Origin of the sequence: Photobacterium proteolyticum, assembly GCF_001939735.1 — a bacterium.
GTDB lineage: Bacteria > Pseudomonadota > Gammaproteobacteria > Enterobacterales > Vibrionaceae > Photobacterium > Photobacterium proteolyticum.
Map to the genome: position 1 here is coordinate 12,122 of NZ_MJIL01000055.1, position 19,701 is coordinate 31,822.

18 protein-coding genes are annotated in these 19,701 nt (G+C 52.3%); 5 read left to right on the forward strand and 13 right to left on the reverse strand.

From position 1 onward, the window contains the following. Window positions 1–6 precede the first annotated feature (6 nt). The gene (locus tag BIT28_RS07760) at window positions 7–1,722 is read left to right on the forward strand and encodes a sensor histidine kinase (protein ID WP_075763159.1); all 1,716 of its coding nucleotides are present in this window, start codon (window positions 7–9) and stop codon (window positions 1,720–1,722) included. Next, window positions 1,719–2,432, forward strand: coding sequence for a two-component system response regulator BtsR (btsR, locus tag BIT28_RS07765; RefSeq protein ID WP_075763063.1), 714 nt, complete (start codon window positions 1,719–1,721; stop codon window positions 2,430–2,432). The genes BIT28_RS07760 and btsR overlap by 4 nt, the downstream gene beginning before the upstream one ends. A gap of 35 nt (window positions 2,433–2,467) precedes the next feature. Here the strand turns inward: btsR and BIT28_RS07770 are convergent, their stop codons facing one another. Next, entirely contained in the window at window positions 2,468–2,866 is a 399-nt protein-coding gene (locus BIT28_RS07770) for a DUF2799 domain-containing protein (protein ID WP_075763064.1), read from the reverse strand. Between the two features lie 328 nt (window positions 2,867–3,194). Between BIT28_RS07770 and BIT28_RS07775 the strand changes: the two genes are divergently transcribed. Continuing rightward, window positions 3,195–4,679 (forward strand): carbon starvation CstA family protein, encoded by a 1,485-nt coding sequence (locus BIT28_RS07775; RefSeq protein WP_075763065.1) that lies wholly within the window; start codon window positions 3,195–3,197, stop codon window positions 4,677–4,679. Window positions 4,680–4,993: 314 nt separating this feature from the next. On the opposite strand, the gene rplS is transcribed toward BIT28_RS07775, so the two are convergent. From rplS to ffh, 5 genes are all read right to left on the reverse strand, one after another. Next, window positions 4,994–5,347 (reverse strand): 50S ribosomal protein L19, encoded by a 354-nt coding sequence (rplS, locus tag BIT28_RS07780; RefSeq protein WP_075763066.1) that lies wholly within the window; start codon window positions 5,345–5,347, stop codon window positions 4,994–4,996. Window positions 5,348–5,381: 34 nt separating this feature from the next. After that, window positions 5,382–6,128, reverse strand: coding sequence for a tRNA (guanosine(37)-N1)-methyltransferase TrmD (trmD, locus tag BIT28_RS07785; protein WP_075763067.1), 747 nt, complete (start codon window positions 6,126–6,128; stop codon window positions 5,382–5,384). 21 nt (window positions 6,129–6,149) lie between these two features. Next, window positions 6,150–6,710: a ribosome maturation factor RimM gene (gene rimM, locus BIT28_RS07790; protein ID WP_175577501.1), complete on the reverse strand. Its 561-nt coding sequence runs from the start codon at window positions 6,708–6,710 to the stop codon at window positions 6,150–6,152. Beyond that, complete coding sequence (gene rpsP / locus BIT28_RS07795; RefSeq protein WP_075763068.1) at window positions 6,710–6,958, reverse strand: 30S ribosomal protein S16; 249 nt, start codon at window positions 6,956–6,958, stop codon at window positions 6,710–6,712. Before rpsP ends, rimM begins: the two co-directional genes overlap by 1 nt. A gap of 164 nt (window positions 6,959–7,122) precedes the next feature. Next, window positions 7,123–8,490 carry a signal recognition particle protein gene (ffh, locus tag BIT28_RS07800; RefSeq protein WP_075763069.1) on the reverse strand — a complete coding sequence of 456 codons (1,368 nt, stop codon included), beginning with the start codon at window positions 8,488–8,490 and terminating at the stop codon, window positions 7,123–7,125. A 212-nt stretch (window positions 8,491–8,702) separates the two neighbouring features. Here ffh and BIT28_RS07805 point away from each other — a divergent pair, with 212 nt between their 5' ends. Together BIT28_RS07805 and BIT28_RS07810 are read left to right on the forward strand one after the other, a co-directional pair. Beyond that, window positions 8,703–9,500: a cytochrome C assembly family protein gene (locus BIT28_RS07805; protein ID WP_075763070.1), complete on the forward strand. Its 798-nt coding sequence runs from the start codon at window positions 8,703–8,705 to the stop codon at window positions 9,498–9,500. A 90-nt stretch (window positions 9,501–9,590) separates the two neighbouring features. Continuing rightward, window positions 9,591–10,868, forward strand: a complete 1,278-nt coding sequence (locus BIT28_RS07810; protein ID WP_075763071.1) for an HlyC/CorC family transporter — start codon at window positions 9,591–9,593, stop codon at window positions 10,866–10,868. Window positions 10,869–10,956: 88 nt separating this feature from the next. Here BIT28_RS07810 and luxS read toward each other — a convergent pair whose 3' ends face one another. The 7 genes from luxS to BIT28_RS07845 form a co-directional block, all read right to left on the reverse strand. Beyond that, window positions 10,957–11,475, reverse strand: coding sequence for an S-ribosylhomocysteine lyase (gene luxS, locus BIT28_RS07815; RefSeq protein WP_075763072.1), 519 nt, complete (start codon window positions 11,473–11,475; stop codon window positions 10,957–10,959). A gap of 72 nt (window positions 11,476–11,547) precedes the next feature. Then, complete coding sequence (locus BIT28_RS07820; protein ID WP_075763073.1) at window positions 11,548–12,159, reverse strand: transglycosylase SLT domain-containing protein; 612 nt, start codon at window positions 12,157–12,159, stop codon at window positions 11,548–11,550. Window positions 12,160–12,307: 148 nt separating this feature from the next. Beyond that, a complete protein-coding gene (gene gshA / locus BIT28_RS07825) occupies window positions 12,308–13,873 on the reverse strand; it encodes a glutamate--cysteine ligase (RefSeq protein ID WP_075763161.1) in 1,566 nt (521 codons plus the stop codon). Between the two features lie 201 nt (window positions 13,874–14,074). Further along, window positions 14,075–16,918 (reverse strand): M16 family metallopeptidase, encoded by a 2,844-nt coding sequence (locus BIT28_RS07830; RefSeq protein WP_075763074.1) that lies wholly within the window; start codon window positions 16,916–16,918, stop codon window positions 14,075–14,077. A gap of 11 nt (window positions 16,919–16,929) precedes the next feature. Then, the gene (locus BIT28_RS07835; RefSeq protein ID WP_075763075.1) at window positions 16,930–17,361 is read right to left on the reverse strand and encodes a YqaA family protein; all 432 of its coding nucleotides are present in this window, start codon (window positions 17,359–17,361) and stop codon (window positions 16,930–16,932) included. Between the two features lie 65 nt (window positions 17,362–17,426). Next, window positions 17,427–18,386 carry an NADP-dependent oxidoreductase gene (locus BIT28_RS07840; RefSeq protein WP_075763076.1) on the reverse strand — a complete coding sequence of 320 codons (960 nt, stop codon included), beginning with the start codon at window positions 18,384–18,386 and terminating at the stop codon, window positions 17,427–17,429. A gap of 184 nt (window positions 18,387–18,570) precedes the next feature. After that, window positions 18,571–19,701 carry a sodium ion-translocating decarboxylase subunit beta gene (locus tag BIT28_RS07845; protein WP_075763077.1) on the reverse strand — a complete coding sequence of 377 codons (1,131 nt, stop codon included), beginning with the start codon at window positions 19,699–19,701 and terminating at the stop codon, window positions 18,571–18,573.

Below are 19,701 nucleotides of genomic sequence, written 5' to 3' on the forward strand. Positions count from 1 at the left end.
ATGGCAATGGAACTTATATTTTCTCTTCTTCAGCAGCTCAGCGTGTATCTGGTTATTGCATACCTGCTCAGCAAAACGCCGTTATTTATGCCAATCACCACGGTATCAGGACGGCTGTCGCAACGATTTTCGTGCTACGTTCTGTTTACCCTCTTTTGTATTTTAGGCACTTACTTCGGACTTCACATAGAAGATGCTATTGCCAATACCCGGGCAATCGGTGCAGTCATGGGTGGGTTGCTTGGTGGACCGGTGGTCGGTTTCGCCGTCGGCCTCACCGGCGGCATGCATCGCTACAGTATGGGTGGCTTTACCGATGTCGCCTGTGCGATCTCTACCACCGTTGAAGGCTTGATAGGAGGTTTAATGCACAGTTACTTTGTCCGCCGCGGGCAGAGTGACCAGATCTTTAAGCCATTCACCGTTTTTACCATTACGCTGGTTGCCGAAATCATCCAGATGTTCATTATCCTGGTGGTCGCCGAACCATTCGACAAGGCGCTTCACCTTGTCAGTGCCATCGCGTTGCCTATGGTTATCGCCAACTCCGTCGGTGCCGGCCTGTTTATGAGCATCATTCAGGATCGCAAAACCATCTACGAAAAATATTCCGCGGCCTTTTCCAGTCGGGCACTCAAGATCGCCCAGCGCTCCGTCGGGATCATGAGCCAGGGCTTTAACGAGGAAAGCACCAAAAAAATCGCCAAGATTGTGTATGAAGAAACCGGGGTTGGGGCTGTCGCCATCACCGATCGCGATAAAATCCTGGCGTTTATCGGGATTGGGGATGATCACCACCTACCGGGAACGCCTATCTCTTCCGGCTATACCCGCCGGGCTATCGATGGCTGCGAGCTGGTCTATGCCGACGGCTACGATATCCCCTACTGCTGCTCGCTGCACCAGAAATGCAAGCTCGGATCGGCACTGGTGATCCCGCTAGTCGGCGGCAACAACGAGGTACTAGGGACAATCAAGCTCTATGAACCAAAAAGAAAACTGTTCTCGACCGTCAACCTCACTCTCGGCGAGGGGATAGCCAAGCTGCTGTCAAACCAGATCCTGACTGGCCGTTATGCCCAGCAGCAGGCTCTGCTGACCCAGGCCGAACTGCGACTGTTGCAGGCACAGGTTAATCCTCACTTTCTGTTCAATGCGCTCAATACCATTAACTCTGTCGTTCGTCGCGATCCGGACAAAGCGCGTCAGCTGATCCAGCACCTTTCCCAGTTCTTCCGCCGCAACCTGAAACAGAATATAGAAACGGTAACACTCGAAGAAGAGATCCAGCATGTTAATGCCTACCTTGAGATTGAACTGGCCCGTTTCTCTGACCGGCTCCAGGTGGATATCTGTGTGGCTCCGGAGCTCATGAAAATCAAACTACCGACATTTACCCTGCAGCCGCTGGTTGAAAATGCCATAAAACACGGCACCTCTTCACTACTGGAAGATGGTAAAATAATGATTCACGGATACTGCGACAAAGCATGCATCGTGCTTGAAGTGGAGGACAACGCCGGTAACTACGTCCCGGTTGGTGAAGAAAGTGGATTAGGTATGAAGATTGTAGACAAGCGCCTGAAAAACATGTTTGGCAAGCAATACGGACTGACCATGGCCTACCAACCCCGGGAATGGACCCGGGCAACGATTACTATCCCCGCAGATACCCAGCAGCCTAGCCACGCCAACGGAACGAATGGAGAAACCGCAGCATGATCAAGGCACTCGTTATTGACGATGAACTGTATGCCAGAGAAGAGCTCATCGACCTACTGCATGACACCGATGAAGTGGAAGTCATCGGCAGTTGCAATAACGCTATTGAAGGACTGAAAAAAATCAACACCCTCAAGCCTGATGTCATTTTTCTGGATATCCAGATGCCGCAAATTACCGGCATTGAAATGCTCAGCATGCTTGATCCCGATACCATGCCCAAGGTGGTCTTTGTCACCGCCTATGATGAATATGCCCTCAAAGCCTTTGAGGACAATGCCTTTGATTATCTCCTCAAGCCAGTCGAAACATGTCGCCTGGCAAAAACCATCAAGCGACTGAAAAAAGAGTGTCAGGAACAGGACTATTCACCGCTGGTCAACGAGATGCTGGAACTGATCCCGTGTACCGGCCACAACCGGATCCTGCTTATTGCTCCGGCCGATATTGAAATCGCCTATAGCGATCTCTCCGGGGTCCATATCGTGGCCAAAGACACCAAGGCCACCACCCAGCTAACACTGAAAGTGCTGGAGGAAAAAACGCCGCTGATCCGCTGCCATCGCCAGTACCTGATCCACCCGCAGGCGATCCGCGAAATCAAACTGCTGGAAAATGGCCTGGCAGAAATCACCACTCAGTTCGGCCACCAGGTCCCGGTCAGCCGCCGTTACCTCAAAGAGCTAAAAGACCGATTCGGTCTCAGCTAAGGCAGCCTCTCGCTGATCCTTGTCACAGGCAAGGATCAGCGACCAGTGACGCCGTCAAATGCCATACTACGGTCGAATCCCTGCTGCCAAAACATCTTATACAGCCCGCCGTCGTCACGGCGGAATTCACAAACGCCCCAGTCCGTTTTCATTTCCATGCCCATTTGCCTTAACTGCTCAAGCGTGCAATATGATTCCAGGCCTTTCTGGTACCCACGGAGGTAGGCATCATAGTCCAGTGCCATGGTGGCATCCACCTCCGACGCCTCAGCCTGCAGGGTTGGCTCTGCCGTCGCCTTTTCTCCCCATCGCCCCTTATTAAAACCCAGCTTGAACCAGTTGCCATCGGCTATTAACGCCTGCTTGGTACTCGTTGTAGAACATCCCGCCAGTAGCACAAGCAAGGTGACAGCGACAATTATCTTCTTCAGCATCATACGCTCCTTCGATAACAGTTCTTAATTTACAATAGGTTAAAATACTTAACCTGCACTGAACCCTCTACACCAACAACAGATATGCCTAGCAAAGACACAAAATTTCTCATCGAACCGCTAATTTTTGTCTAAAACCACTTAGTCAACTCATCGACCGCTTACCTCGCCATAGAACCACTCACTGGTTTATCGCGTGCATCTGTTTCCCGACGCTTTAACATGGCAACCAATAAAAGAAGTTTTGCGAGTGTTTAGCCGAGGGTGAAATGGCCGATAGTCGCAAAGCTAGAAACTGGAAGTCCAATCTTAAAAGAGAGACAAGAGTATGACCTGGTTCCTGATGTGCGTAGCAGCGCTAGTAGGTGGCTACTTTATCTACGGTGCGTTTATCGAAAAAGTTTTTGGCGTTAACGAAAAACGTCAAACCCCTGCCTATACCAAGCAAGACGGCGTTGACTATGTGCCGATGTCAAACAAGAAGGTATATCTGGTACAGCTGCTGAATATCGCCGGTGTCGGTCCGATCTTCGGTCCGATCATGGGGGCCCTGTACGGCCCGGCCGCGATGTTGTGGATTGTACTGGGCTGTATCTTTGCCGGTGCAGTGCACGACTACTTCTCCGGTATGTTGTCTGTCCGTAACGGCGGTGCCTCGGTACCGACGATCACAGGCCGCTACCTGGGTAATGGTGCCAAACACTTTATGAACATTTTTGCCATTATCCTGCTGCTGCTGGTTGGTGTGGTCTTCGTATCGGCTCCTGCCGGCATGATCACCAACCTGGTCAACGAGCAAACCGGTATGGGCATGTCGATGACGACGATGGTTGTTATCATATTCGCCTACTACATCATCGCAACCATTGTCCCGGTTGATAAGATCATCGGCCGTTTCTATCCGCTATTCGGTGCCCTGCTGATCTTCATGTCAGTTGGTCTAATCACGGCGATTGCCTTCTCGAGCGAGCACTCGCTGCTGGGTGACTACGAGATGAGCCAGATGTTTACCAACATGAACCCGAATAACCTGCCGCTATGGCCAGCCCTGTTCATTACCATTGCCTGTGGTGCTATCTCCGGCTTCCACGCAACCCAGTCGCCGCTAATGGCCCGTTGTATGGAAAACGAGAAGAACGGTCGCTTCGTGTTCTACGGTGCGATGATTGGTGAAGGTGTTATCGCCCTGATTTGGTGTGCACTGGCCCTGTCGTTCTTCGGTTCGGTTGACGCACTGAAAGAAGCGGTTGCCAACGGCGGCCCGGGTAACGTGGTATACAGCTCTTCAATTGGTCTGTTGGGCGTCTTCGGCGGTATCGTTGCCTTCCTGGGCGTGGTTATCCTGCCTATCACTTCAGGTGATACCGCTTTCCGCTCTAGCCGCCTTATCCTGGCTGAGTACTTCAACATGGAGCAGAAGACACTGCGCAACCGTCTGCTAATGGCCATCCCGCTGTTCGTTATCGGTGGTATCCTGACTCAAGTTGACTTCGGTATTATCTGGCGCTACTTCGGCTTTGCCAACCAGAGCACAGCCGTAATGATGCTATGGACGGCCTCGGCCTACCTCCTTCGCCACAACAAGCTACACTGGGTTACCACAGTACCGGCTGTATTCATGACCACGGTATGTATTACCTTCATCCTGAACAACAGCCAGCTAGGCTTTGGTCTGCCGATGACAGTATCGACCATTGCCGGTGTAGTTGGTGCCCTCAGCATCGCAGGCTATGTTATCAAGCGTTCAAAAGGCAAAGGTGAAACCGAACTGGCTGACGAAGAAGAAGCAAAAGGCAAGCTAGAGACAGCTTAACAACCGCCTCTTCGGCCCCGCGATTACGAAACCAGCCATCCGGCTGGTTTCTTTTTATCTGATACAAATAATACCAATCTAGCTGCCACCCTGGTACAGCATGCAGCGACACCTTTTTCTGCTAATGCCAGCAGCATCCGCTTCTCATACAATGAAGCGATTCCGTTTTCCTGTAAACAACAAGACAGCAAGAACAATAGCTGAATGGCTATAACGATTATTTTCACCCAGGCCAGGCTAGAGGTTATGGGGTAGCGACATAAAAAAAGCCCACCTTGCGGTGGGCTTTTTCAATAAACGTCTTACGCTTAAGATTACTTGCGAGCAAGCTTCTCTTTGATACGTGCTGCTTTACCAGAACGCTCACGTAGGTAGTACAGTTTGGCACGACGTACTAGACCACGACGCTTAACAGTAATGCTGTCAACTAGTGGAGAGTGTGTCTGGAATGCACGCTCAACACCTTCACCGTTCGAGATTTTACGAACTGTGAATGCAGAATGTAGACCACGGTTACGCTTAGCGATAACAACGCCTTCGAACGCCTGTAGACGCTCACGGTCACCTTCTTTTACTTTAACCTGAACAACAACAGTGTCGCCCGGTGCAAAAGTAGGTAGGTCTTGTTTTAGTTGCTCGTCTTCGAGCTGCTTGATGATGTTACTCATTGGTATACCCTAGAATAAACTGATACTAAATTAATTAATTGCTTGCTTTATATTCGCGTATAAATTCCGCGAGCAAGAATTCCTGATCGTCAGTCAGAGCTAGGTTTTCCAGGAGCTCTGGTCTTCTCAGCCAGGTTCGGCCCAGCGATTGTTTCAACCGCCAGCGGCTAATGTCCTTGTGGTTGCCAGACAACAAGACCTTAGGGACTTCCTGCCCGTCCAACATTTCGGGACGCGTATAATGCGGACAATCTAGCAAACCATTGGCAAAAGAATCTTCTTCTGCAGACGCAAAGTCACCCAGTACACCCGGTACAAACCGGACGACTGCATCGACTAGCGTCATGGCAGGCAGCTCGCCCCCAGTCAGCACAAAATCCCCGATAGACCATTCTTCGTCTACCTCTTGCTGGATAATGCGCTCATCCACCCCTTCATAGCGGCCACAGATCAGAATCAAATTCTCATTCTGTGCCAGCTCCTCAACACCGGCTTGATCAAGCTTACGGCCCTGAGGCGAAAGGTAGATGACTTTAGCCTGGCCTTCAACAGACTGCTTGGCAGCATGGATAGCATCGCGCAAAGGCTGTACCATCATCAGCATGCCAGGTCCGCCACCATAAGGTCGATCATCAACCGTACGGTGTTTGTCATGGGTAAAATCACGGGGATTCCATGTTTCTACCGACAAAAGGCCTTTTTTTACCGCCTGGCCTGTCACCCCAAAATTGGTAATGGCATTAAACATGTCAGGAAACAGGCTGATTATGCCTACCTTCATTTGTTCACCTATTACCGGGGATTAAAATCCAGGATCCCAGTCAACTTCGATCCGCTGAGCAGTGCGATCAATCGACTTGATGACCTGCTCATCGAGGAACGGGATTAGTCGTTCCTTCTGTCCAAAAGCATCTTTCAGGTTAGCCTTAACCACCAGGACATCGTTTGAACCTGTTTCCAGGATGTCTGTGACTTTACCCAGGTCGTAACCTTCGGTTGTTACCACAGCCATACCAAACAATTCGCGCCAGTAGAATTCTTCATCTGACAACGCCGGTAGTTTATCGGCCTGTATAGCAACTTCTGCGTTAGTAAACATTTGAGCGTCCTCACGAACGTTCAGGCCTTCTAACTTCGCCACCATACCCTGACCATGACGTTTCCACGACTCAACGCGGAACTCTTTCCATTCACCCTTAACTTTCACAAGCCAAGGCTGATAGGAAAAAATGCTTTCGGAATCTTCTGTGTAGGAAAAAACTTTGAGCCAACCCTTGATACCGTAGGAGGCACCCAGTTTACCGACAACAATGTAGTCTTGGTTATTTGAACTCATCGCTTCTTTGCTACCAGACATGCTAATTAAGCCGCTTTAGCAGCGTCTTTGATTAGCTTAGCTGCGCGGTCAGACACAGTTGCGCCTAGACCAACCCAGTGGTTAACACGGTCAAGGTCTAGACGTAGACGCTCTTCCTGACCCTTAGCTAGCGGGTTGAAGAAACCAATTTTTTCGATGTTACGACCGTCGCGTGCACAGCGAGAATCAGCAACAACGATTTGATAAAATGGACGCTTCTTAGCGCCGTGACGTGCCAAACGAATGGTTACCATATCGTCCTCTTTGCATTACTGTAAATTAAAGTGGCCCCGCTTGAAATAAACGGGGCCCGTGCCAAATTAAGCTCGGGAATTTTACTCTTTAAACTGACGAATGCAACCGCTTTAGCTACTTTTTCACCAGTTAAGGAAAAATAACCCGGCCTTATAGTCGTTAACTATCGACCTGGGAACATGCCGCCACCCGGCATCATGCCTTTCATATTGCGCATCATGTTCTTCATTCCGCCCTTCTGCATCTTCTTCATCATCTTCTGCATCTGGGTAAACTGCTTAAGCAAACGGTTAACATCCTGCACCTGGGTACCTGAACCCATGGCGATACGCTTCTTGCGCGAACCCTTGATGATTTCAGGACGCTCACGCTCTTTCGGCGTCATTGAGTTAATGATAGCTTCCATCTGGACGAACATCTTGTCGTCGACCTGATCTTTGACATTGTCAGGCAGCTGGGACATACCCGGCAGCTTGTCCATCATGCCCATCATGCCGCCCATATTTTTCATCTGCTGCAACTGGCCGCGGAAATCTTCCAGGTCAAAGCCTTTCTTCTCTTTGAATTTCTTCGCAAGCTTCTCGGCTTTTTCCTTATCGACGTTACGCTCAAGATCTTCGATAAGGGACAGAACGTCACCCATACCCAGAATACGCGAGGCAACACGATCAGGGTGGAAAGGTTCCAGAGCATCGGTTTTCTCACCCACACCCAGGAACTTGATTGGCTTACCGGTAATATGACGTACCGATAGCGCCGCACCGCCACGGGCATCACCGTCAACCTTGGTCAGGATCACACCGGTCAGCGGCAGGGCCTCGTCAAACGCCTTGGCGGTATTGGCCGCATCCTGGCCGGTCATGGCATCAACCACAAACAGGGTTTCTACCGGATTGATGGTCTGATGGACGTCTTTAATCTCGCCCATCATTTCTTCATCGACATGCAAACGACCAGCGGTATCGACAATCACCACGTCGTAGAACTTCAGCTTACCGTGGTCCAGTGCGGCCTTGGCAATATCGACCGGCTTCTGATCCGGTGATGACGGGAAGAAATCAATGCCAATGTCGCTAGCCAGGGTTTCCAGCTGTTTGATCGCCGCCGGGCGATAGACATCGGCAGAAACAACCAGAACCTTTTTCTTCTGGCGCTCTTTTAATAATTTACCCAGTTTACCGACACTGGTGGTTTTACCTGCACCCTGCAGGCCCGCCATCAAGATCACAGCCGGTGGCTGGCATGACAGGTCGAGATCTTCGTTGGACGCTCCCATCACCGCTTCAAGTTCAGCCTGAACTATCTTGATGAACTCCTGCCCCGGCGTCAGGCTTTTCGATACCTCGGTACCGACAGCGCGCTCTTTGACACGCTTAACAAAGTCACGGACAACAGGAAGCGCAACATCGGCTTCGAGTAACGCCATACGTACTTCACGCAGCGTATCCTTGATGTTGTCGTCCGTCAGACGACCACGGCCGCTGACATTCTTAAGCGTTCGCGATAAACGCTCCGATAAATTTTCGAACATGTGCTACTCGCTCGTTACGCAACAAAATCTGAGAGATCTGGCTAGTATACCGCATAACCCCGCCTGCTTTCATGTTATCGCAGCCACTTTAGGCCCAGTTCTCTACCGAACTGCGTCATGTCCCACAGATTCAGGTGGGCATTACATTGGCGGCGAGACATTGAGCAAGGTATAATTGCCGATTCTAACCATCTTAAATAGCTAAGTTTACTATGGATATGTTGATAGCCTTAATGGCTGCTTGCTTATATTTCCTAGCCCTCGGGCTGGTCGTGCCAGGACTTACAAACAGTAATGGTATTAAAACCAAACCAGTATTCCTGTGTGCGCTGGCAGCTATTGCCCTGCATATCCTGCTCTTAAAAGACTTAATTCATGGCGGTCCGGGCCAGAATTTAAGTATTTTGAATGTGGCATCTTTGATCAGCCTGATTATTTCGCTGCTGACCACGCTGGCAATGCTGCGGATACGGGTTTGGTTCCTGCTACCTGTCGTATACAGCTTCGCGGCGATTAACCTCTCCGCGGCCACCCTGCTTCCGGGCACCTTTATCACCCACCTGGAAGCCCACCCGCAGGTGCTTCTGCATATTTCGCTGGCACTGTTTTCGTATTCAACACTGATGATTGCCACCCTGTATGCCATTCAGCTGGCCTGGCTCGATCACAAACTAAAAAACAAGAAAAGCCTGCTGATCAATCCGAACATCCCCCCTTTAATGATGGTCGAGAGACAGCTTTTCAAGATCATTCTTGTCGGAAACTCGCTGCTGACCGTGACACTGATCACCGGCTTTGCCTTTATTCAGGATATGCTGGCGCAGGGGAAACTCCACAAAGCCGTCCTGTCATTGCTGGCCTGGGTGGTATACAGCGTCTTGCTATGGGGGCACTACCAGCTCGGTTGGCGAGGACGCCGGGTAGTATGGTTTAGCCTGGTAGGCGCCTTCCTGCTCACGCTAGCTTATTTCGGCAGCCGCTTCGTCAAAGAGATCATCATTGGGGCATAAAAAGTGCCCCTTTTATTGCCATGCTAACATTGACACCTACCCACTCAGGGTACAAAGTACTTGTAACAGAAACGTTAAGGAAATAGTTTTTTGGACGACATATCCACGGGAGTCTTATTCTCCCTCCTGATATTACTACTCGTCATTTCCGGATACTTCTCCGGTTCTGAAACCGGCATGATGTCACTCAACCGCTATAAGCTGAGACATCTTGCCAACCAGGGACACAGGGGAGCCAAGCGGGTTGAAAAGCTGCTTTCGCGTCCCGACCGCCTGATCGGTCTTATCCTGATCGGCAACAACCTCGTCAACATTCTCGCGTCGGCGATTGCGACCATTCTCGGCATGCGCCTGTACGGCGATCTGGGTGTCGCCATTGCGACCGGTGCCCTCACCCTTGTCGTCCTGGTCTTTGCCGAGGTCACACCGAAAACCCTTGCCGCCCTCTACCCGGAACGCGTCTCCTACACCAGCAGCGTCGTGCTGAATATTTTGATGAAGCTGCTGTATCCGCTGGTCTGGTTCGTCAATGGCATTACCAATAGCTTTCTGATGTTGCTGGGACTCAGGGTCGACAACATGAACGACCCCAAGCTCAGCTCAGATGAGCTGCGGACCGTGGTGAACGAGGCCGGCGGACTGATCCCCCGCCGTCACCAGGATATGCTGCTGTCTATCCTGGATCTGGAAAACGTCACGGTCGAAGATCTGATGGTACCGCGCAGCGATATCGCCGCCATCAACATCAACGATGACTGGAAGTCGATTGTCCGCCAGCTGAGCCACTCTGCCCATGGCCGGATCGTGCTGTATCGGGACACCATTGACGAAGTCGTCGGGATGTTACGAGTGCGCGAGGCATACCGGCTAATGATGGATAAGAACGACTTCAGCAAAGCGAACCTGCTGCGTGCCGCCGACGAGGTATACTTTATTCCGGAGGGCACCCCGCTCAATATTCAGTTGCTGAAATTCCAGCGTAACAAAGAGCGTATTGGCCTCATTGTCGATGAATACGGCGACATTCAGGGACTGATCACCCTCGAAGATATTCTTGAGGAGATCGTCGGCGAATTTACCACCTCGATCACCCCGACCCTGGCAGAAGAGATCACCCCACAGGCAGATGGCAGCCTGATGATAGAAGGCAGTGCCAATATCCGGGATCTCAACAAGAGCCTGAACTGGAGCCTGCCAACCGATGGGCCGCGTACCCTCAACGGCCTGATCCTGGAGCACCTGGAGGATATCCCGGACAGTCAGCTCAGTATCAAAGTCGGCGGCCACCAGATGGAAATCATCGAGGTCTCCGAGAATATGATCAAACTGGTCAAAGTCCTGCCGACGCCGCTCCAGAAAACAGGCTAGAGCGACGCTAGCCACCAATAACGTTCAGAAACAACAAAGCCGGCATTCGCCGGCTTTGTTCTTTTCAATGCGCACTGACTGTATGCTGTTACTTCACGCTCAGCTCGTTGAGCATGGCTTCCGGCAGCGCCAGATCATCATTCTTATTGACATCAATGCCCTGCTCAAGAATAGATTTGGCAATCTGCTTGGCATCATCCAGTGAGTGCATGCTGTAGGTACCGCACTGGTACTCGTTCAGCTCGGGGATTTTCTCCTGTGACTCCACCTTCAGCACATCTTCCATGGCCGCCGTCCAGCTCGCTGCCACTTCCTGCTCGCTCGGGGTACCAATCAGGCTCATGTAGAAACCGGTACGACAGCCCATCGGTGAAATGTCGATGATTTCGACATTGTCCGAATTAAGGTGGTTACGCATAAAACCTGCGTAAAGATGCTCAAGAGTATGGATACCGCGCTCGCTCAGAATATCCGCATTGGGGCGACAGAAGCGCAGATCAAAAACAGTGATGGTATCCCCTTTCGGAGTCTGCATCGTTTTGGCCACACGCACAGCCGGTGCATGCATGCGGGTATGGTCAACGGTAAAACTATCTAATAATGGCATTACATCCTTCTCCTTTGCCAAGTCTTCTCACTAGATTAATCATAGCCCAGCCGCTGACACAGTCAGCGCTGGCTAAAACGGCCACCAGCTACGGTTATCTTCCAATTCCTGCCGGCACTGCTTGAGTTGCCAGCCATAGTCCTTCGCCTGCTGCTCAACCTTGCGCGATATTTTCATCAGGGTCGGTTTGGTTCGGTAGGTGCCTCGGCTATAGCCACCGCGCCCGTCATGGTAGGCCAGGTACTGATTGTAGGCATCCCACTTGGATATTCCCAGCTGCTGCTGGGTCTCACTGGTATACCAGCCAACAAACATCATCGAATCAGCAAAGTCGGTACGCGAGCCGCCATTGCCCGTTGCCTTCTGGTAGTCCTCCCAGGCGGGATCCTGGGCCTGGGCGTAACCATAGGCGCTGCTGACCCTGCCCCAGGGAATAAACCCCAGGACATAGTCCTTCGGTGGGCGGGCGTCATGACGGAAGCTGCTTTCCTGCTTGATAAACGCCATGGCGACATGCATGGGTGTCCCCCACTCCTCCTGCATATCAAGTCCCGCTTCATACCAATCCGGCTTTTCACGGAAAATACTACACAGGTTAGATTGATCTTTGGGAGGGGGCGTCGCGCAGCCGGCCAGCGAGATGGCCAAGCCTGAACAGAGTATCAAACGGGAAACAAAACGCATTTTTTCATCCAAGCTGGAACCAAACGACAAATTAACGGTCAGAACCTATGACTGACAGCCGTGCTGTCATCATCCCTGCGAAATTATATTACCGGGCAGCAAGGTAGCTGCCCATTTTTTTTATCTCAAATTGAGACCGACCTAACCCCTATTTCAGGTCGGCAAAGTAATCATCCAGAAAATCCTCAAATGACAAAGTGTCACTTTGTTCTATCTCTGTCTGCCTACTATTCGATGCCTCAACTTCCTGCTCAAACTCATGCTGCGAATAGAACGCAAAGTCACGCTCTTTTATTGCACTAGCATGGGCATTAGCCAAATCCATTCCAACCCGGCCAATACCTTCCTGTTGTTTGATTTGATTCAGCAACTGGGCAGACAACGTCAGCTCGGGATCGTCAATCCAGGTTTTCAGGCGCTGGATAGTCTGCTGGTAGCTGTCATTGCCGGCAGCCTCGTCCATCGCCAGAGCAACCTGCTCCAGTTCGGCAAACACACGCTGGCCCCATTCCTGAACAGTCAGACGTTCACCATTACAGCCAATCTTGAGCAGCAACTCAGGGTTACGACCATCAAGCACCACGCGGTTCCAGTTATCGCGCCAGCATTCCAGCTCGGCATCGTCCATCTTATCCGACGGTGACAACACAGCCCAGGTCAGGAACAAGTCCAGGAAACGTACCTGATCTGCCGTTATCCCAATCGGGCTGAACGGGTTCACATCCAGCGAGCGCACTTCAATGTACTCAACACCACCACGGCTCAGCGCTTCGGAAGGTTTCTCCCCGTCGGCAGCAACACGTTTAGGGCGGATTGGCGCATACAGCTCATTTTCGATTTGCAGCACATTGGTATTGAGCTGACGGTACTCTCCGTCGACTTTCACTCCAATGCTGGCAAATTCCTCGGACGGGGTACGAATCGCTCTCTGCAACCCCTCCAGGTACTGGTCAAGACTGTTGAAGCCAATCTTTAACGAGCTTTGTTCATGGTTGGTGTAACCAAGATCACTCAGGCGCAGTGCTGTTGCATTAGGCAAGAAATACGTTCCGCCGCCGACCTGCTCAAAATTCAGTTCAGAGGCGCTCTTGTTGAGGAACGAGCCGCACAGTGCCGGAGAAGCACCGAACAGGTACGGGATCAACCAGCCAAAGCGGTAGTAGTTGCGGATCAGGCCGAAATACGCATCCGACACCGAATCACGGCGTGCCTGCTCGGCCTGATCGCCAAACAGCTGTTGCCAAAATTCATCCGGGAACGAAAAGTTAAAATGCACCCCGGAGATCACCTGCATCACACTGCCGTAACGGTGCTTCAGCCCCTCACGATACAGCGTCTTCATCCGGCCGCTGTTAGAGCTACCGTATTGCGCCAGGGTGATATCGTCTTCCTTGCCGACAAAACACGGCATCGACATCGGCCACAGGCTTTCCTGTTCTAACTTGCTGTAGGTAAACTGATGAATATCACTAAGTTGCGTCAACAGGCTGTCAACATCATGCGACACCGGCGTTATAAACTCCAACAATGACTCGGCAAAGTCTGTCGTTACCCATTTGTTGGTTAATGCCGAACCCAGTCCGGCAGGGTGCGGCTGTGCAGACAGGCCTCCTTGCGGTGTAATACGTAGCGCTTCTCGTTCCAAGCCACGCCCTATCTGAGTCAGTGCATCAGGATTCGCTGAAATCTGCTGCAACCTTTGTGAAAAATCCATCAAGGCCATTCTCAATCATTAACTTAATAAGTGAGCTAGAGTAATCATTATTTTTTACGATTACCACGATTATTAGTGCGAAACAGTTTTACAGGCCAGAAACAATCCTGCCCATCCGCACTTTGCTCTTTGTTACATAAAAGCAGTAAAAAGCCAGCACTTGTCGTGCTGGCTTTCTTCAGGCTAAGGCCACTATCACCGCTATTTCTGCGGCTCCAGCGCCTTAATCGGGATCCCCAGCGTTTCAAATTGCGGCGTCAGCGACTTGGCATCACCGACTACGATAATTTGATAATCATCTGGATTGAACCAGGTCGCCGCTAGCTCGTTCAGTCGCGACTTGCTGATACTGGCAACAATATCGTTACGGGTCTCAACAAAGTTCTCCGGCAGTGAATAGGTCAGGATCTGTCCCAGCAGCTGGGCCTTCTTACCCGGCGTTTCATAGTTCAGGGCATCTTTCTGTCCGACAGCCAAACGCATAAAGGCCACTTCCTCATCAGTGACTCCCTCCGAGCTCATTTTCTCCAGCTCTGTCAGAAACTCCTTGAGCGAGGCCAGACTGGCATCGGCACGAACCTGGGCATAGTAGACTGACAATCCAACTTCCTTGCCGCCACTCTGGTAGCCGCCAGCCCCATAAGTGTAGCCCTTGTCCTCACGTAAATTGAGGTTGATACGGCTATTGAAGTTACCGGCAAGGTTGAAGTTCGCCAGCTGAGTTTCAAACAGTTCACCGGTTGCATCAAACGGCAGTCCCTGACGCACCAGACGGATCACGGTCTGTGGCGCTCCCGGCTTGTCGACCATCCACAGCGTCTGCTGAGGTAACTTCGGTAGCACCTGCGACGTATAGGTCGGCTCCGGCATACCCTGCCAGTCAGCCAGGAAACCGAGCTGCGAGGCATTGATATCACCCACCACGACAATATCGGCCCCGTTCGGGGTGTAGTAGCGACGGTAGAAGGCTTTGACATCATCTAGCGAAATCGCTTCCAATGAGCCCTTGGTACCTTCCGGCGGCAAGCTAAAGCTGGTTCCGCGGAACAAGACTTCACGGGTTGCCTGGCCGGCAAGCCACGACGGACGCTGGTGCTCATAAACAACGCCTTCAAGGGCCTGCTGTTTGAGGCGCTCGAAATCGGCCGGATCAAAAGCCGGACTGAACAGGCGCTCCTCCATGATGGCCAGCGTCTGAGGCAGGTTCTTCTCCAATGAAGTAACAGACACAACGGTGCCATACAAACCGGCACTGAAGCTCACCGTACTGCCCAGGCTATCTAGCCGTGATGACAGCTCCTCGGCAGACGATTTTGTACTGGCCTCACCCATCATCGACGCCGTGAGCTGCGCCAGCCCGGTTTTCCCGGCAGGTTCAAAACGTCGTCCGGCAGGGATCACCATTTGCAGTTCTACTGTCGGTGTTTCACGGTATTTGGTTCCCAGCACCTTGATCCCGTTTGCCAGCTCGAGCTGGTACAGCTCCGGCATCACAGACTCAACTGGCGAAGATGGCTGCGGCATCACCGAGCGGTCGAAGTCATCAACCGGTTCTCTGAGCAGCAACTCATTATCCGCCACTTTCTGGTGCTCGCCGATTATCCGAGGCGGCAGCGTATAGTTTGGCTTGGCAGCCTGAATCGCCGTTTTGCCTCGCGGAACAACACTCAGGGTGACGCTTGGATTACCGTTGATATAGCGCATGTAGGCCTGCTCCATACTGGTGGTAGTCACCGCCCGGAGGTTACCCAACTCGACACTCAGGTAATTCGGGTTATCAAAGAAAGTCTGGTAGGCCGCCAGCTGAGAAGCTTTGCCTCGGACACTCTGCAGACCAAAGATCGCATTGGCCTCGACCATTCCCTTGAGCTCATTTAGTTCTTTGCTATTGATACCGCGCTGCTCAAGCCCGTCCAGTACCGTCGTGACTTTCTGGCGCAAATTTTTCAGGTTATCTTTGTTGCCGCTCTGTCCCATCGCATAGACATACATGGTACAGGCCAGCTCGGCACAGTCATGAAAGGCACCGGCATCGACCACTTCGCCGGTCTTGACCAGGTTCTGATACAGCAGGCTGTTCTTGCCGCCACCAATAACCCGCGCCAGCATATCCAGCGAGGCTTCGTCCTCAGCACCGTTATAGGACGTCGGCCATGCCATCAACAGCATTGGCTGCTGGATTCTGTCTTCCAGCGTCAGGTAGCGATCAGCATCAATCGTTACCGGCCGCTTAGCCGGTTTCTCGACTTCGGGCCCACGCGGGATCGAACCGAAGTACTTATTCACCCAGGCCAGGGTCTGCTCGACATCAATATCACCACCAATGGTCAGCGTGGCATTATTCGGCCCGTACCAGCGCAGGAAGAATGCCTTTAGATCGTTAACATCGACCCGGTCTAGATCCTCGGTATAACCGATAGTCTGCCAGGAGTAAGGATGGGTGCGAGGGAACAGCGCTTCTCCCATTCGCTCATAAACCAAACCGTATGGCCGGTTCTCATATCGCTGGGCACGCTCGTTTTTGACCGTCGAGCGCTGGATTTCAAACTTACGCTGCGAGACAGCCCCAAGCAGGAATCCCATCCGATCCGACTCCAGCCAGAGCATTTTTTCAAGCTGGTTGGCAGGTACCGTCTGGAAATAATTGGTCCGGTCACGGTTGGTGGTGCCATTAAGGGTTCCCCCCGCCTCGGTGATCAAGCGGAAATGCTCTTGATCGCCGACATGCTCGGAGCCTTGGAACATCATGTGTTCAAAGAAATGGGCAAAACCGGACTTGCCCAACTCTTCACGGGCCGACCCGACATGGTAGGTCATGTCGACATGAACCAGCGGATCGGACTTGTCTTCGTGCAACAGCACTGTCAGCCCATTGTCGAGAGTATATTTGGTATAGGGAATAACAGGCTCGTTTGGCTGTCCGCCTGTCACCTGTTCAATCAGCGTTACCCCTTCAGGCAACTCGGGAGCCGCGTCTCTCTGCGCCAACTGGGCTCCACACCCAGCAAGAGAAAATAGCGCAACGCCTAGAATCCACTTTTGCACGTAAGCATTCCTTATAATAAACCTTGTACGATCAGAGCCAGTACCGCATAGCGTATAGCCTTTCCGATCATGACGATCAGAAAACTCAACCAATGGCGCATACGCAACCAGCCTGCCGCCAAACACAAAGGATCCCCGATAACGGGTAACCAGCTGAAAAATAATGACCAGTAGCCATATTTTTTCAGCCATTGCAGGGCTTTATGACCATGTTTTTCGTCAGAAGTTTTATCTGGCAGTAATCTTCCCAGCCAGTAGTTCGTCATTCCCCCCAGGGTATTGCCCAACGTCGCCACCACTACGACAAGCCATACCGCATTATCACCGAGCTTGAGGGTCGCGATAAGGCCCGCTTCCGAGCCGCCGGGGAGCAGGGTGGCACTCAAAAAACCTGTGGTGAACAGCACCCAAAGTGCCGATTCACCATTCAATAACTCTAGCATTGAAACAACTTATTAATAATCAGGCAGATTTCATTCTACCTTTTGAGAAAGTCACTGTGCGGGTTTTACTCGCTACTACCCACAGCCAGTACAATCTTGCCTCGGGTATGACCCGCTTCTATGTCGCTATGAGCCTTCGCCCCGTCAGACAGCGGATATTGTGCAGCAATATGCAGCTGAAGCTGCCCGGCCTCCAGCATGGCCATCATCGCATTATTCTGCTCGACAGACGGCGACACCAGCATACCTTCGGCCTCTAGACCTTGCAGCTGTGCCTGCTCACACACGGCATCCGCGGTTATCGTCGGAATGGTCACCACCCGTCCTCCGGCTTTCACGCAGTCTAATGCCGCAATACCGATATCACCGCCCATCAAATCTATCAGTACATCGACCGGCTCTATCTGCTCGGCCAACGGCGCCTGGTGATAATCCACCGCCGTCGCCCCTAGCCCGCTGACAAACGCCATATTGGCCGCCGAGCAACTGGCCATCACATTGGCTCTACGGGCAACCGCCAGCTGGATCGCAATATGACCGACGCCACCGGCACCGGCCAGGATCAACACCCGATCATTTTCGTCTGCCTGTCCCTTATCGAGCGCCTGCCATGCCGTCTGCCCGGCCAGCGGCAACGCTGCCGCATTCGCCAGAGGGACGCCTTTCGCAACTCGGCTCAGCGCATCGGCCTCGACAGCGACATACTCACTGTAGCCACCACCTGCCAGGGGAAAGCCGACAAACCCCGCCACACGCTCTCCAACAGCGAGCTCCTGTACATTCGCACCTACCTTCACCACCTTACCGGCAATGTCATAGCCCGGCACCCAGGGAAGGTTATCTTTGTTCTGCTGCGCAGCCCACCCCAACCCGGCACGGGTTTTGGCATCTATCGGGTTCACACCGGCATAGGCGACCCTGACCAACACCTGGCTATCAGACGGTACCGGTATTTCGGCAGTTTGCATCGCCAATACCGAAGGCTGACCAAACTGGGTTATTGCGAGTTGCTGACAAGCGTTCATTCCCTTTTCCTTTTTTATCTGATTTATATCGGTAAGCGATCATTCTTGTAAGAGAGCATATACCTAATTGCCACCATAAAAAAACGGGTAGCATATTGCTACCCGTTTCAATTTGTTTCAAGCCAACAAGGTTATCTGATATCCAAGCGGCTTCTCACCGGCATCTTGCCTGGTCGATATGCTGTTAGCCAACCAGAGCCAGCAGAATACCGGCCGCAACTGCCGAACCCAGTACCCCGGCCACGTTAGGGCCCATGGCATGCATCAGCAGGAAGTTGTGCGGGTTAGCCTCAAGGCCGACCTTATTCACAACCCGTGCCGCCATCGGTACGGCTGATACGCCCGCCGCACCAATAAGTGGGTTGATATCTTCCTTGCTGTAGCGGTTAAGCAGCTTGGCCATCAGGACACCGCCACCGGTACCGACACTGAATGCCACCGCACCCAGCACCAGGATCCCCAGGGTTTCGAACTGCAGGAACTTGTCTGCTTCCAGCTTTGAGCCGACACCCAGGCCAAGCATGATCGTCACAATATTGATCAGCTCGTTCTGAACCGTGTTGGACAGGCGATCGACGACCCCGGACTCACGCATCAGGTTACCCAGGCAGAACATACCGACCAGCGGTGTCGCCGAAGGCAGGAACAAGATTGTCATCAACAGCACAGCCAACGGGAAAAGCACCTTCTCGGCCTTGCCGACATGGCGAAGCTGCTCCATCTGGATAACACGCTCTTCCGGTGTGGTCAGCGCCTTCATAATCGGCGGCTGGATGATCGGCACCAGTGCCATATAACTATAGGCCGCTACCGCAATCGCACCGAGCAGATCCGGTGACAGGCGACTTGCCAGGAAGATGGCCGTCGGGCCGTCGGCACCACCGATAATCGCGATAGATGACGCATCTGCCAGGGTAAATTCCATCCCAGGCACCATGTTGAGCAGGATTGCCCCGAACAGGGTGAAGAAAATACCAAACTGGGCCGCAGCACCGAGCAGCAAGGTTTTCGGGTTCGCTATCAACGCCCCGAAGTCCGTCATTGCCCCGACGCCCATGAAGATCAACAGCGGGAAGACCCCGGTTTCGATCCCGACATAGTAAATGTAATAGAGCAGACCGCCCGGCTCGGTAAAGCCGGCATTCGGAATATTCGCCAGTATTGCACCAAAGCCCATCGGCAACAGCAGCAAGGGCTCGAAGCCCTTGCGGATCGCCAAGAAAAGCAGGCCGGCACCGACCAGGATCATCACAAGCTGTCCGAACTCGAAGTTCGCAATCCCGGTCTCTGACCAGAGTTTCAATAAACCGTCCAT